Origin of the sequence: Pectobacterium peruviense (genome assembly GCF_003312355.2) — a bacterium.
In the GTDB taxonomy this organism is placed as follows: domain Bacteria; phylum Pseudomonadota; class Gammaproteobacteria; order Enterobacterales; family Enterobacteriaceae; genus Pectobacterium; species Pectobacterium peruviense.
On record NZ_CP161826.1, the window covers coordinates 4,880,655 to 4,894,698 of the forward strand.

The 14,044-nt window shown below is 50.4% G+C and carries 12 protein-coding genes; 8 read left to right on the plus strand and 4 right to left on the minus strand.

Annotated elements, in window-relative coordinates; all coding sequences use genetic code 11:
* Window positions 1-6: 6 nt before the first annotated feature.
* Both rbsD and DUT67_RS21970 read right to left on the minus strand, forming a co-directional pair.
* On the minus strand, window positions 7-426 hold the full coding sequence (gene rbsD / locus DUT67_RS21965; RefSeq protein ID WP_113627215.1) for a D-ribose pyranase: 420 nt from the start codon (window positions 424-426) through the stop codon (window positions 7-9).
* Between the two features lie 328 nt (window positions 427-754).
* The gene (locus tag DUT67_RS21970; RefSeq protein ID WP_113627214.1) at window positions 755-1,150 is read right to left on the minus strand and encodes a YgiW/YdeI family stress tolerance OB fold protein; all 396 of its coding nucleotides are present in this window, start codon (window positions 1,148-1,150) and stop codon (window positions 755-757) included.
* A gap of 244 nt (window positions 1,151-1,394) precedes the next feature.
* Between DUT67_RS21970 and qseB the strand changes: the two genes are divergently transcribed.
* Window positions 1,395-2,057 (plus strand): quorum sensing response regulator transcription factor QseB, encoded by a 663-nt coding sequence (qseB, locus tag DUT67_RS21975; RefSeq protein WP_113627213.1) that lies wholly within the window; start codon window positions 1,395-1,397, stop codon window positions 2,055-2,057.
* Window positions 2,054-3,403: a quorum sensing histidine kinase QseC gene (qseC, locus tag DUT67_RS21980; protein ID WP_113631820.1), complete on the plus strand. Its 1,350-nt coding sequence runs from the start codon at window positions 2,054-2,056 to the stop codon at window positions 3,401-3,403. The genes qseB and qseC overlap by 4 nt, the downstream gene beginning before the upstream one ends.
* A gap of 173 nt (window positions 3,404-3,576) precedes the next feature.
* Here qseC and kup read toward each other — a convergent pair whose 3' ends face one another.
* A complete protein-coding gene (gene kup, locus DUT67_RS21985) occupies window positions 3,577-5,445 on the minus strand; it encodes a low affinity potassium transporter Kup (RefSeq protein WP_047710005.1) in 1,869 nt (622 codons plus the stop codon).
* Window positions 5,446-5,780: 335 nt separating this feature from the next.
* Here kup and ravA point away from each other — a divergent pair, with 335 nt between their 5' ends.
* Complete coding sequence (ravA, locus tag DUT67_RS21990) at window positions 5,781-7,280, plus strand: ATPase RavA (RefSeq protein ID WP_039297256.1); 1,500 nt, start codon at window positions 5,781-5,783, stop codon at window positions 7,278-7,280.
* A gap of 5 nt (window positions 7,281-7,285) precedes the next feature.
* Complete coding sequence (gene viaA / locus DUT67_RS21995) at window positions 7,286-8,764, plus strand: ATPase RavA stimulator ViaA (RefSeq protein WP_113631821.1); 1,479 nt, start codon at window positions 7,286-7,288, stop codon at window positions 8,762-8,764.
* Here the strand turns inward: viaA and asnA are convergent.
* Window positions 8,761-9,753: an aspartate--ammonia ligase gene (asnA, locus tag DUT67_RS22000; RefSeq protein WP_039289264.1), complete on the minus strand. Its 993-nt coding sequence runs from the start codon at window positions 9,751-9,753 to the stop codon at window positions 8,761-8,763. The genes viaA and asnA overlap by 4 nt on opposite strands.
* 206 nt (window positions 9,754-9,959) lie before the next feature.
* Between asnA and asnC the strand changes: the two genes are divergently transcribed.
* The 4 genes from asnC (at window position 9,960) to rsmG (ending at window position 13,883) form a co-directional block, all read left to right on the plus strand.
* On the plus strand, window positions 9,960-10,367 hold the full coding sequence (gene asnC, locus DUT67_RS22005) for a transcriptional regulator AsnC (protein WP_231566893.1): 408 nt from the start codon (window positions 9,960-9,962) through the stop codon (window positions 10,365-10,367).
* Window positions 10,368-10,455: 88 nt separating this feature from the next.
* On the plus strand, window positions 10,456-10,899 hold the full coding sequence (mioC, locus tag DUT67_RS22010; RefSeq protein WP_113627208.1) for an FMN-binding protein MioC: 444 nt from the start codon (window positions 10,456-10,458) through the stop codon (window positions 10,897-10,899).
* Between the two features lie 391 nt (window positions 10,900-11,290).
* Window positions 11,291-13,180, plus strand: coding sequence for a tRNA uridine-5-carboxymethylaminomethyl(34) synthesis enzyme MnmG (gene mnmG, locus DUT67_RS22015; protein ID WP_113627207.1), 1,890 nt, complete (start codon window positions 11,291-11,293; stop codon window positions 13,178-13,180).
* An 82-nt stretch (window positions 13,181-13,262) separates the two neighbouring features.
* Entirely contained in the window at window positions 13,263-13,883 is a 621-nt protein-coding gene (gene rsmG, locus DUT67_RS22020; RefSeq protein WP_113627206.1) for a 16S rRNA (guanine(527)-N(7))-methyltransferase RsmG, read from the plus strand.
* Window positions 13,884-14,044: the final 161 nt, after the last annotated feature.

The following is a 14,044-nucleotide window of genomic DNA, read 5'->3' on the forward strand; positions in this document are numbered from 1 at the left end:
GATGCCTCAGAACGTTACGCCAGCACAAAGGATGACATTGGCATACGGAGAGCACTCTCCGCTGCGAATGATGGCCCGGCTTTTACCGCTTTGGGTTTTAAATTCTTCATGGCTGACATAGTGCAATGCAATTGAGTTTCCCTGATGCTGTTCAAGTTGCTTCAATTGATCGAGTAATGCGTCATGGACGGCGGGGTTCTTTTCAATAATCTCTTCCGCCAGAATAGCGGCCTCAACCTGCATTTCGCTGGTGACAACATTAACCACCTGCAAAAACGTTGGCACATTGTGCGTCAACGCCAGGTCGATACGGGTTGTCGTTTCAGGAATCGGTAAACCAGCATCACCAATAACAAGACTATCGGTGTGCCCCAGCCGAGCAATCACGGAAGAAATATCTGAATTCAATAATGCTGCTTTTTTCATCTTCTCACCCCACCAGCGAAACGTTTCGCTAACAACATTCTAGAAAAAGAAGTGGGAAAGGCAACGAAGAAATAAAAAAAATGTGATCGCTATCGAAACGTTTCGCTAACAAAAAATAAAGACAAGATAACGCGGTTATCTACTCTAGATAATTCACGTTTCAGGAAGATGGCAAAGAAAGGTATCTAGTGAGCTTAATCACATCGATCATTTGGATGAACAAGCGTAGCCAACGCACAGGTAGCCGTAAAGAATGACAGAGAGAGAAGGGTGATAAATAGAGAAAGGGCGGGCAATCGCCCGCCACGAGAGAATTGAAGATAGCGTATTAGAGTTTACGGACCTGCTTCACATCCAGTTCGACAGAATTGAAGTCTTTATCCAACTCACCCTGAATTTCTACTTTATCCGTGGGCGAAACCATCTGACCATTCCAGCGCTTATGATCGATTTCAACTTCCATCGTGCCTGTGGAATCACGGAACAGATAGTTCTCATCACCGATCCGTTTTTCAATATTACCACTCAGCGTAACCCAACTATCGTCACGCAGATCTTTCGCCTTATCTACCGTCGTGAGGGAGTTCTGCGGATCGATGAATCCCCCTTTATGTGTGGCAACCGCAGGCGTTTCTGGATTGACGAAACCACCGCCGCTTTGTGCGGCAAACACGGGTGCAGAAACCAGAGCGGTAATGGCAAATAACGCAGCTGCTTTTTTCATAGTATTCCTTCCTTATTTTGCCTGTCGTTTCGCAGTCAACCTGCGGGAGTAATCGGTCTTCGGGAAGGATTAAAACAAACCGTTCTTAACAGAATCTTAAGGACTCAGCTTTTACCTTTTTATTTTTTTATATTGCCGAAATCGTCCGGTTTCAGCGATTTGTCCTGTACACGTCGTCCCCCGATTTCGTATAAAACCTGAAAAGGCGCAAACGCGACAGCGGCACATCCCTTGCGAGGCAGCCATGAGAGTATTGTTAATCGAAGACGATCGCCTGATCGGTGATGGCCTAAAAGTTGGGTTGATCAAACTGGGCTTTAATATTGACTGGTTTACGGAAGGTAAAGCAGGCGCCGCCGCGTTGAAGGCCGCCCCTTATGATGCAGTGGTGCTCGATCTCAGCCTGCCGGGTATGGACGGCATGGATATCCTGCGCCAGTGGCGTCAGGCTGGACATGACGAACCGGTACTGATTCTGACCGCACGCGATGCGCTGGAACAACGCGTGGAAGGGTTGCAGCAGGGAGCGGATGATTATTTATGTAAGCCTTTTGCGCTAACTGAAGTGGCCGCTCGCCTGCAGGCGCTGATTCGTCGCCGTCACGGTCAACTCCAGCCCGCATTAACGCATGGCGCGGTTTCCCTTGAGCCTGGCTCACGAAGCGTCACGCTTAACGGTGAGCCGTTGATACTAAAATCCCGCGAGCTGGCGCTGTTGGAATTGTTCTTGCTCAATCCGAGCCGCGTGCTCACGCGGGCGCAGTTGGAAGAAAAGCTCTACGGCTGGGATGATGATGTCTCCAGCAATGCGGTAGAAGTCCATATCCACCACTTGCGCAAAAAACTGGGCAGCGGGTTTATCCGTACCGTGCATGGCGTTGGCTATATTCTGGGAGATGCACCATGAACCGACTCAGTCTGCGCTTACGCCTGATTGCGGGCTTTGCGCTGCTGACATTAATTTGCTGGAGTGTCGCCAGTCTGCTTTCGTGGTATCAGACACGTCATAACATCAATGAGTTGTTTGATACTCAGCAAATGCTGTTTGCCAAGCGTCTTGCCACCATGAGTCCCGATGAATTGCGGATCCCATCAGCTTCTCTGCCCAAAACCAAAAATCTGGTACATAAAAACCGAGGCAAGCAGGATGATGATGCGCTGGCCTTCGCCATTTTTACCCACGACGGGAAAATGGTGTTGAACGATGGCGATAACGGCAAAGATTTCATTTTTGACTATAAACGCAACGGCTTCACCGACGGAAAACTGCGCGATGATAACGACGCGTGGCGTATCGTCTGGCTGACGACGCAGGATGATCGTTACGTGATTGCTGTGGGTCAGGAATGGGAATACCGTCAGGATATGACGCTGGATATTGTAAAAACCAACCTGATGCCCTGGTTGTTTGCGCTGCCTATCATGCTGGCACTGCTTTTCTGGCTAGTGACACGTGAGCTCTCGCCACTAAAACGTATTGCCGCTGAGCTTCAGTTACGCTCCCCCGACGACAGCACACCGCTGGCGACGCAGCACATCCCACAGGAAGTGCGCCCGCTGGTCAATGCGCTGAATATCTTGTTTTCCCGCATAAGCGATATGTTAACTCGCGAGCGTCGCTTTACCTCCGATGCCGCTCACGAACTGCGTAGCCCGCTGGCAGCATTGAAAGTTCAAACCGAAGTCGCGCAGTTAGCGCATGACGATGAGGCCATGCGTCGCCATGCATTAATGAATCTGGATAAAAGTATCGATCGCGCCACCCGACTGGTGGATCAGCTCTTGACGCTGTCGCGGCTGGATGCCGAATCGCATCCCGAGGGGATGCAGCCCGTTCAGTTCAATGAATTACTGCAACAGGCGGTGATCGCGCATTACCACACGGCACAAACCGCAGGTATCGAGCTGACGCTGGACTTACCAGATATCCCCGTCATCCGGCAGGGCCATCCGCTGCTGCTCGCCCTGCTGATACGTAATCTGCTAGATAACGCCATTCGTTACAGCCATGAAGGGGGAACAGTAAGCCTGACGCTGACAGAGCGAGGCTTTAAGGTCACCGATAACGGATCGGGCATCAGCGATGAAGCGTTGGCAAGAATCGGCGAGCGTTTTTATCGCCCACCGGGGCAGGAAAAATCCGGCAGCGGTCTGGGAATTTCCATCGTGAACAACATCGCCACGCTGCATAACATGCGGGTTACGTTCACCAATCAGCCCGAAGGCGGGCTGATTGTATCGGTTAGCTGGTAACGATTATTCTCTCTATCGTTAAATCACTAGACGATACGGCTTTCCCAATAGACAGCGAATCGCTGCTTGTTATTAGGGAAACACGGGGATGAGGTTCCCGCAGGGACACCTCGCCCCGTGGTCGACCGTATATCTCGATCTCATCCCAACATAACTTCATATATTGGATTCGCTTAAATCTCGACCTGAATCCCCAACTCAATCAGCCTGTTCGGCGGTATTTCAAACTGATCCGCTGCCCGCAGCGCATTGCGGCTGAGCATCATAAACAGCTTACCGCGCAAGCGCAGATACCACGGCCGTTCACCGATAATCAGCGACTCATTGGACATAAAGAAAGACGTTTCCATCATCTGGCAGGTTAATCCTTCCTGCCAACAACGCTGAAAGACCTCTTCTACATCCGGCGTCTCACGCCAGCCATAGTTGGCGATCACGCGCCAGAACGTCGGAGAAAGCTGCTCAACCGTCACTCGCCGGGCATTCAGCACATAAGGTGCATCCTCCGTTCGCATGGTCAACAGCACCACGCGTTCGTGCAGGATCTTGTTATGTTTGAGGTTATGCAGCAGCGCGAACGGGATCACACGAGTGGCACGTGAGAAATACACTGCCGTGCCTGGAACTCGCGTCGGCGGCGATTTCTCCAATGATGCAATCATGGCATCCAGCGAATTGCCATGCTCATGCAACCGACGCAGCAGCCTGAAACGTTCACTTTTCCACGTCGTCATGATAATAAACATCACCATGCCAAGCGCCAGCGGCAGCCAGCCACCGGACAGAATCTTGACCACGTTTGCCAAAAACATCGGCACGTCGATAATCAACAGGCCAGCCAGCAAAACCCACGCCAGATAGCGATGCCAAAGCCAATTCTTCACCGCAACCGTACAGAACAGAATGCTGGTAATCACCATCGTGCCCGTTACCGCAATACCGTAAGCCGCAGCCAAATTACTCGAATGCTCAAAGCTGACAATCACGATGACAACCGCGATATAAAGCATCCAGTTAATGGCGGGAATATAAATCTGACCAGATTCCATATCTGACGTGTGTACGATACGCATCGGCGGCAAATAGCCCAGCCGCACCGCCTGACGCGTCAGGGAGAAAACGCCTGAAATGACGGCCTGCGAGGCAATAATTGTCGCCAGCGTGGCCAGCACCATCAGTGGAATCAGCGCCCAATCTGGCGCCAGCAGGAAGAACGGGTTTTTGATCGCCTCGGGGTTCTTTAATAACAGCGCGCCCTGTCCGAAGTAATTTAATACCAGCGACGGCAGCACCACCGTAAACCAGGCCAGACGAATCGGGAATTTACCGAAGTGACCCATATCGGCATACAGCGCTTCGACCCCGGTAATGGCAAGCACCACCGCCCCCAAAGCGAAGAACGACACCGCTTTATATTCGATAAAGAAGCGAACGGCGTACATCGGATTCAACGCCTGCAAGACTTCGGGGTTAGCGATAATACTGCGCGCACCCAGTATGCCGAGCGTCAAAAACCAAATCAGCATCACGGGCGCAAACAGCTTGCCGACGCTGCCGGTACCGTGCTTTTGAATGATAAACAGTAAAGTCAGAACGACAATCGATAGCGGAACGATATAGCTGTCCATCGACGGCGCAGCGATTTCCAGCCCTTCCATCGCCGACATCACCGAGATAGCCGGCGTGATGACCACTTCCCCATAAAAGAAGCTGCCGCCGATCAACCCCATGATGACCAGCACGGACGTCATGCGGTCGGAGGTATGACGCCCAGCCAGCGACATTAATGTGAGAATGCCACCTTCACCGGCGTTGTCTGCACGCATCACGTAGGTCAGGTATTTCAGCGAAACAACGAGGACCAATAGCCAAAAGATCAGTGAAAGAAAGCCAAAGACCGAATCAGGCTCGACCCCAAAACCAAACTGCCCGGATAAACATTCCCTTAGCGTATAAAGAGGGCTGGTTCCTATATCTCCATAAACCACCCCGATGGCCGCCAGCGTGACAGCCGGAAGCGAACGTTTATGTTCTGAGCTCATAAACCTATCTTCTGTTATTAATCAGTCCGCGAAGTGCGTCATTCACAGCAACTCGTCCAAAAGCGCACAGTATGCACAAATCAGGATGAAAACCCATTTTTATCGTGCGAGCCCCGTACACGAAACATCCTGTAAAAGGTCGTTTATTGCTTACCGACCCCGTTAGGGTGTAATAATCCGTAAAAGTATTCTAATAAAAATCTGTGATCTGCCGTTTATTATTACTATTGTCTTTCTGAAAGTAGGGTTTTTCTTAGGCACCGCTTTCAGTAAAGCAGTCAGGTTCAAAAATAAACGATTTCAGTACATCACATCATGGGACTAACGGATTAATTATGCGTCAAACTGCGGCATTGGCTGAAAGAATTTCTCGTCTCAGCCATGCGCTAGAACATGGGCTCTACGAAAGACAGCACGCTATTCGCCTCTGTCTGCTGGCAGCACTAAGTGGAGAAAGCGTTTTTCTGCTAGGGCCACCAGGTATAGCCAAAAGTATGATCGCCCGGCGCCTTAAGTTCGCTTTTAGTCATGCGAACGCATTCGAGTACCTGATGACCCGCTTCTCCACTCCGGAAGAAGTCTTCGGTCCCCTTTCTATTCAGGCACTGAAAGATGAAGGCCGCTACCAGCGCCTGACCGCCGGTTATCTGCCGGAAGCCGAGATCGTGTTTCTGGATGAAATCTGGAAAGCAGGCCCCGCTATTTTGAACACCCTGCTGACGGCCATTAACGAACGACGTTTCCGTAATGGCAACAGCGAAGACACCATCCCCATGCGCCTGCTGGTCGCGGCCTCGAATGAACTACCGGAGGCAGATGGTGGTCTGGAAGCACTCTATGACCGGATGCTCATCCGTCTATGGCTCGATCGGGTACAGGAAAAACAGAATTTTCGGGCGCTGCTCGTGAATAACAGTAGCGATCGCGATAACCCCGTTCCACCCGCTCTCAGCGTCAGCAATGAAGAGTACCAACAGTGGCAGAAAGACATTGAGCACGTCGCGCTGCCAGAAGTGGGCTTCGAGCTAATTTACACGCTGCGCCAACAGTTAGATGCGCTGGAACAAGCGCCCTACATTTCCGATCGACGCTGGAAAAAAGCCCTGCGTCTGCTTCAGGCCAGCGCATTTTTTTGCGGTCGGGATGCCATCACGCCTGTTGATATTATTTTGCTGAAAGACTGCCTCTGGCATGACCAAAGCACGTTGACGCTCATCGAACGCCAGCTTGAGCTGTTGATTACCGAGCATGCTTATCAGCAAAAAAGCCTGCTGTTCCGTCTTCAGCAGGTGAATACCAAACGTCAGCAATACCAGCGTGAACAAAGTGAATTGCAGGCATTTTCAGTAGAGAAACAAGGGCACTTCCTGGGCCGAAAATTTCACTACAGCTTGCCTGACACGATCGCCGCTGAAACATTGGATCTGGTGCTGCAACGCCCGCTGATCCTGCACGATATCGAAGTCAACCACCTGATCATTGAGAAAAATGCCCTGCAAGGCTGGCTGCAAAAAGGTGGGGAAATCCGAGGTAAGCTCAACGGCATTGGCTTTACCCAACGTCTCGATCTGCTGGTGGATGATAGACAGCATCTGGCTATTCGCGACATCAGCCTGCAATCCTCGATTCTTTCTCTGCCAGAAAAACGCGACTGTGCGCTTCCTGCCGAAATTACCGATGAATATGAAAAGCTAAATATGCAGCTTCGCGAACAGCGTCGCTTATTCAGCCAGCATCAGCCTTGCCTGTTCGTCCCTGGTGAATGGCTAGCTAAAATAGAAGCCAGCCTGCAACAGGTCGCCGAGCAGATTCAGCAATCAGAGCAACAGGACTAACGCCGATGATCACGCTGGAATCACTGGAAATGCTGCTGTCTATCGATGAAAACGAGCTGCTGGACGATCTTGTCGTCACGCTGCTGGCGACACCGCAGCTCGCTTTCTTCTTTGAAAAATATCCCAGCCTGAAATCCGCGTTACTCAACGATCTCCCTCACTGGAAAGAAACTTTAAAGCAGCGCCTGCGCACCACGCAGGTACCGCCAGAGCTGGAAAGGGAATTTAGCTGCTACCAACGTTCACAATCGGTCGACAATCAGGCCTTTCAGACACGCCTTCCTGCGATTATGGATACGCTAAACAACGTGGAATCGCCGTTTCTGACGCAGGCGTCACAGCTTATTACCTCTCCAGAGAGCACTTTAGGGCAGAAGATAACAAGTGGGCTCCATGCGCTCTTTCTTCAGCGCTGGCGGCTGAGCCTGACACTGCAAACCGTTTCTCTGCATCAGCAATTGATGGATCAAGAGCGGGAAATCCTGCTGGATGAACTGCAACAACGCCTGACACTGAGTGGCAAACTCGAACCGATTTTGGCCGAAAATGAAAACGCGGCAGGTCGGTTATGGGATCTTAGCGCTGCACAGCGTATTCACACCGATCCCCGTCCATTACTGGATTTCGGCGCTTTCCTGCAACGCCAGCCTGCATTACAGAAGTTGGCGGAACGTCTGGGGCGCAGCCGGGAGACCAAATCCATCCTTACGCAGGAAGCACCACAAGAAGCTTTCAGGGTAAGGGTACGAGAACCGGCCACCGTACCTGAGCAGGTGAGCGGCGTGCATCAGAGCGACGATATCTTGCGTTTGATGCCGACGGAGCTGGTGACTCTGGGCATCAGCGAACTGGAATTCGAATTTTATCGCCGCCTGCTGGAACATCGATTGCTGACCTATCGTTTACAGGGTGAGAGCTGGCGCGAGAAAGTCACCGAGCGCCCTGTTGTTCATCAACAAAACGAACAGCAGCCGCGTGGCCCGTTTATTGTCTGCGTTGATACGTCAGGTTCTATGGGTGGTTTTAATGAACGCTGCGCCAAAGCCTTCTGTCTGGCGCTAATGCGTATCGCGCTCGCTGATAACCGCCGTTGCTACATCATGCTGTTTTCTACCGGCGTGGTGAAGTATGAGCTGACGTCTGAGGACGGATTAGAGCAGGCAATACGTTTTCTCAGCCAGTCCTTCCGCGGTGGCACGGATATGAGCGCCTGTCTGTCAGCGTTGTTGGATAAGATGGACGATTCACTCTGGCATGATGCCGATGCCGTGGTAATTTCGGATTTTATTGCCCAGCGATTGCCGGATGAAGTGGTGAATAAGGTGAAAAGCCGTCAGAAGCAGCTACAGCATCGTTTTCATGCTGTAGCGATGTCCGATCATGGCAAACCCGGCATCATGCACATCTTTGACCATATCTGGCGCTTTGATACCGGGTTAAAAAGCCGTTTAATGCGCCGCTGGCAGCACGGCAAGGCTTATTAAAGCAGGCCGGAAACTGACTCACGCAGCGGCTGTGGCCATACACCGCACTGAACCTGACCAATGTGCGGCAATTGCAGCAACAGCATGACAAGGCGAGACTGACCGATTCCCCCACCGATCGTTTGTGGCATCTCACCGCGCAGCAGCGCCTGATGCCATTCCAGCTTCAGACGTTCTTCATCTTGCGTCAGTGCCAGTTGGCGTGTCAGCGCTTCGGCATCCACGCGGATCCCCATGGATGAAATCTCAAACGCATCGTTAAGAACCGGGTTCCACACGACGATATCACCGTTCAAACCTGCTAATTCCTGCTCACCTGGCGTCGTCCAGTCATCATAATCAGGTGCACGTACATCGTGAGAGTGTCCGCTGGACAGCTTACCGCCAATACCAATCAGGAAGACGGCGCCCAGCTCTTTAGCGATAGCTCGCTCACGCCCTTTAGCATCCAGATCGGGATAGCGCTTTAGCAACGTTTCGGTATGCACAAAATGAATTTGTTCCGGCAGGAAAGGCTGAATGCCAAACGCCTGATGTACCGCAGCCTCAGTCGCTTTAATACCCTGATAAATACGCGTGACCGTCGATTTCAGATACTCGGCATTGCGCTCACCATCCCCCATCACGCGCTCCCAATCCCACTGATCGACATAAACCGAGTGGATCGGGCTCAGGCGATCTTCGTCCGGACGCAGCGCCTTCATGTGGGTATAAATGCCTTCACCGAAGCTAAAATCATACGCGCCCAGCGTTTTACGCTTCCATTTTGCCAGTGAGTGCACCACTTCAAATGTGGCATCCGGTAGGGCTTTAACCTTAACCTGCACCGCTTTTTCTGTACCAGACAAGTTATCCTGTGTGCCATCGCCGATACGGCTGAGAATCGGTGCCTGGACTTCAATCAATCCCAGAAGCTGCTCCAGTTGACTGGAGAAGAAAGATTTAACGAAGCTGATTTGCTGTTGCTTTTCGATGTACTGCTTTTTCATTGCCGCGTCTCTTATTCATCGTATTTAGTTGTTCATTAAGCAATAAAAACCGCTAGTCATTCAATAATCTTATGGATAAATTGCACTTGTGCTTTTAATCCGTCATTTTATAGCGGTATAAAATCATTATTCGATAAAATAGGAGGCTCAAAGTGGCAGAAATTTATCAGATCGATAATCTCGATCGCGGCATTCTTTCCGCCTTAATGGAAAATGCGCGCACCCCTTATGCCGAACTGGCGAAACAGTTTTCCGTCAGTCCAGGAACGATCCACGTTCGGGTGGAAAAAATGAAACAGGCGGGCATCATTATCGGCACGCGTCTGGACGTGAATCCAAAACAGTTGGGCTATGACGTGTGCTGCTTTATCGGCATCATTCTGAAAAGCGCCAAAGATTATCCCTCCGCGCTGGAAAAGCTAAACAATCTGGAAGAAGTGGTCGAGGCCTACTACACCACCGGGCATTACAGTATTTTTATTAAGGTCATGTGTCGTTCGATCGAGGCGCTGCAACACGTACTTATCAACAAGATCCAAACAATTGATGAAATTCAGTCCACCGAAACACTGATCTCCCTGCAAAACCCCATTATGCGGACGATCGCACCGTAATGCTTTTTTCCTATACCCATATTATCCACAGGTAGATCCCAGCCAGATCACAGCGTACAATGTCCCGTCTTTTATCGGATGGATCACTATGGCAGACATTACCTTAATCAGTGGCAGTACCCTTGGCAGCGCCGAATATGTAGCAGAGCATTTGGCTGAACTGCTAGAAAAGGATGATTTCTCCACTGAAATTCTGCATGGTCCTACGCTCGATGCACTTCCCGAAAGCGGTATATGGCTGGTGGTAACATCGACACACGGCGCAGGGGAGTTCCCTGACAACCTAAAAGCGCTGTTTGAACAGTTGGAACAGCAAAAGCCCGATCTTTCTCAGGTGAATTTTGGTGCGATAGGGATCGGTAGTAAAGAGTACGACACGTTCTGTGGCGCGATCCAAACAGCGGATCGTCTACTAGCCCAATTGGGGGCTAAAAGGATCGGTGAAATCCTTGAGATCGACATCACGCAGCATCAGATTCCAGAAGATCCAGCAGAAGAATGGCTAGGATCGTGGGTTAATTTACTCAAATAAGATTAAATATTCGGCAGTTGAATGTGGATAACTATGCTTAATTCAGGTGTAAAACCAGTAGTTATCCCAATAACAACCCAAGTATGTTTTTTGTCCTGTGTATAACTCCGCATTATGATCCCAGCTTATACTGGCTAGGATCACCGATCATTCACAGGTAAGGATCAGCTCCATTCTCTTGATCTTTAATATGAATAATCACTTATCCACACAAAATGACGATCCTAATAAGAGATCTAATAAAGAGATCTTTAAATAAAAAGATCTTTCTTTAATTAACGAGGATCCAACGGACTTGGTCGTTGGCTCAAAGTTGAGTAGAATCCCCCACCCCAGGGCAAATAACGATCGTTCGCCACTAATCATTCGCAATAATGCGAGGAGCAGTACCATGTTTTATCCAGATCCATTTGACGTCATCGTGATCGGTGGCGGTCATGCCGGAACAGAAGCGGCGATGGCTTCTGCCCGAATGGGCCAACAGACGCTTTTACTCACGCACAATATTGATACGCTGGGACAAATGTCTTGTAACCCGGCGATCGGCGGTATTGGAAAAGGCCATCTGGTTAAAGAGATCGATGCCATGGGAGGGTTGATGGCACGTGCCGTCGATCAGGCAGGTATACAGTTTAGGATACTAAACAGCAGTAAAGGCCCAGCTGTCAGAGCGACACGCGCACAAGCGGATCGCGTGCTCTATCGTCAGGCTATTCGCACCGCACTGGAGAATCAGCCAAATTTAACGATCTTCCAGCAGGCCGTTGACGATCTGATTGTGGAAAACGATCGTGTCGTCGGCGCGGTTACCCAGATGGGACTAAAATTTCGTGCGAAAGCCGTGGTGTTAACGGTAGGCACTTTCCTTGACGGAAAAATTCACATCGGGCTGGATAACTACAGCGGTGGGCGTGCAGGCGATCCGCCTTCCATTCCGCTAGCCCGTCGCCTGCGTGAACTGCCTCTACGCGTCAACCGCCTGAAAACGGGTACACCACCACGTATTGATGCCAGAACGATTGATTTTAGCGTGCTGGCACAACAGCACGGTGATAACCCAATGCCAGTTTTCTCATTCCTGGGGAATGCAGGCCAGCATCCTGCACAGATGCCGTGCTACATCACGCATACCAATGAGAAAACGCATGATGTGATCCGAAATAATCTGGATCGTAGCCCGATGTATGCCGGGATCATCGAAGGGATCGGGCCGCGTTATTGCCCCTCGATCGAAGACAAAGTCATGCGTTTTGCCGATCGAAACACGCATCAGATCTTTCTCGAACCTGAAGGACTGACCAGTAACGAAATTTATCCAAACGGGATCTCGACAAGTTTGCCGTTTGACGTCCAGTGGCAAATTGTTCGCTCAATGGCAGGAATGGAAAATGCGCGTATCGTTCGCCCTGGATATGCAATTGAGTACGATTTCTTCGATCCTCGCGATCTGAAACCTACGCTGGAAAACAAATTTATTCATGGCCTGTTCTTTGCCGGGCAAATCAACGGCACTACGGGGTATGAGGAAGCGGCCGCACAGGGCATGCTGGCTGGCCTGAATGCAGCTCGCCTGTCTGCCGACAAGGAAGGCTGGTCACCGCGCCGCGATCAAGCCTATCTCGGCGTGCTGGTTGACGATCTTTGTACGTTGGGTACGAAAGAACCCTACCGCATGTTTACGTCACGTGCTGAATACCGTCTGATGCTACGCGAAGATAACGCCGATCTGCGTTTGACAGAAATGGGTCGTGAGCTGGGGATGGTCGACGATAATCGCTGGGCACGTTTCAACGAGAAGCTCGAGAACATTGAGAAAGAGCGTCAGCGCCTGCGTGACATTCACGTTCACCCGCAGTCTGAGCAGCTAGATCAGGTCAATTCATTGCTGAAAACGCCGTTGTCGCGTGAAGCTAACGGTGAAGAGCTGCTACGTCGCCCTGAAGTGGATTACGTTCAGCTCACTGCGCTACCACTGTTTGCCCCGGGATTAACCGACGAGCAGGCTGCTGAACAGGTTGAAATTCAGGTCAAATACGAAGGGTATATTGCCCGTCAGCAGGATGAAATTGAGAAACAGTTGCGTAATGAAAATGCGCTGCTGCCTGCCGATTTGGATTACAAGCAGGTGAATGGGCTGTCCAACGAGGTTATTGCCAAGCTGAACGATCACAAACCGTCGTCTATCGGCCAGGCCTCGCGTATTTCTGGCATTACACCAGCAGCAATCTCAATTCTACTGATCTGGCTTAAAAAACAGGGTCTGCTGCGCCGCAGCGCCTGATTTAAGATAAAATCATCCCCTAAATAGTCGGTTATCCGGCTATTTTTATTATTAACCTCATCTTTTTCATCGGGATCTTATTGTGCGCAACACACTCGATAATCTGCTAAATGCGGCTGGCATTGTGATTTCAGATAAGCAAAAAAATCTTCTGATACAGTATGTTGATATGCTGAATAAGTGGAACAAAGCTTATAACCTGACGTCTGTACGCGATCCACAGCAAATGCTTGTCCGCCATATCATGGACAGTATCGTGGTTGAGCCACATTTACACGGACAGCGTTTTATCGATGTGGGAACGGGGCCTGGATTGCCGGGAATTCCGTTGGCGATTGTCCGCCCTGAATCGCATTTTACTTTGCTGGATAGCTTAGGTAAGCGTGTGCGCTTCCTGCGTCAGGTTCAGCATGAACTGCAACTTGAGAACATCATGCCGGTACAGAGTCGCGTTGAAGCGTTTCCGGCAGAGCCCCCTTTTGATGGCGTGATCAGCCGAGCATTCGCCTCGTTGCAGGAGATGATTAGCTGGTGTAATCATCTTCCCGCTAAGACGACAGGGCGGTTTTATGCCCTCAAAGGTGTCCTTCCACAGGATGAATTGTCATCCTTGCCACAAGGTGTTTTATTGGATCAGGTTGTCCGTTTATCTGTTCCCGATCTGGAAGGTGAACGTCATTTGGTCGTGCTTAAACCAAACTAATTTTGTTTTTTATCAAAAAAATTATAACTAAATATTGCGTGTCAGCCTGCCGCCCCATTATGGGGGGCATCGTTTCAGATCGCATTGCGATCACTGAAATTTTACATCTTGGTTTTTTCAGCACTGTTCTTTTACTTTCGCGCTGAATAATAACGAGCGAA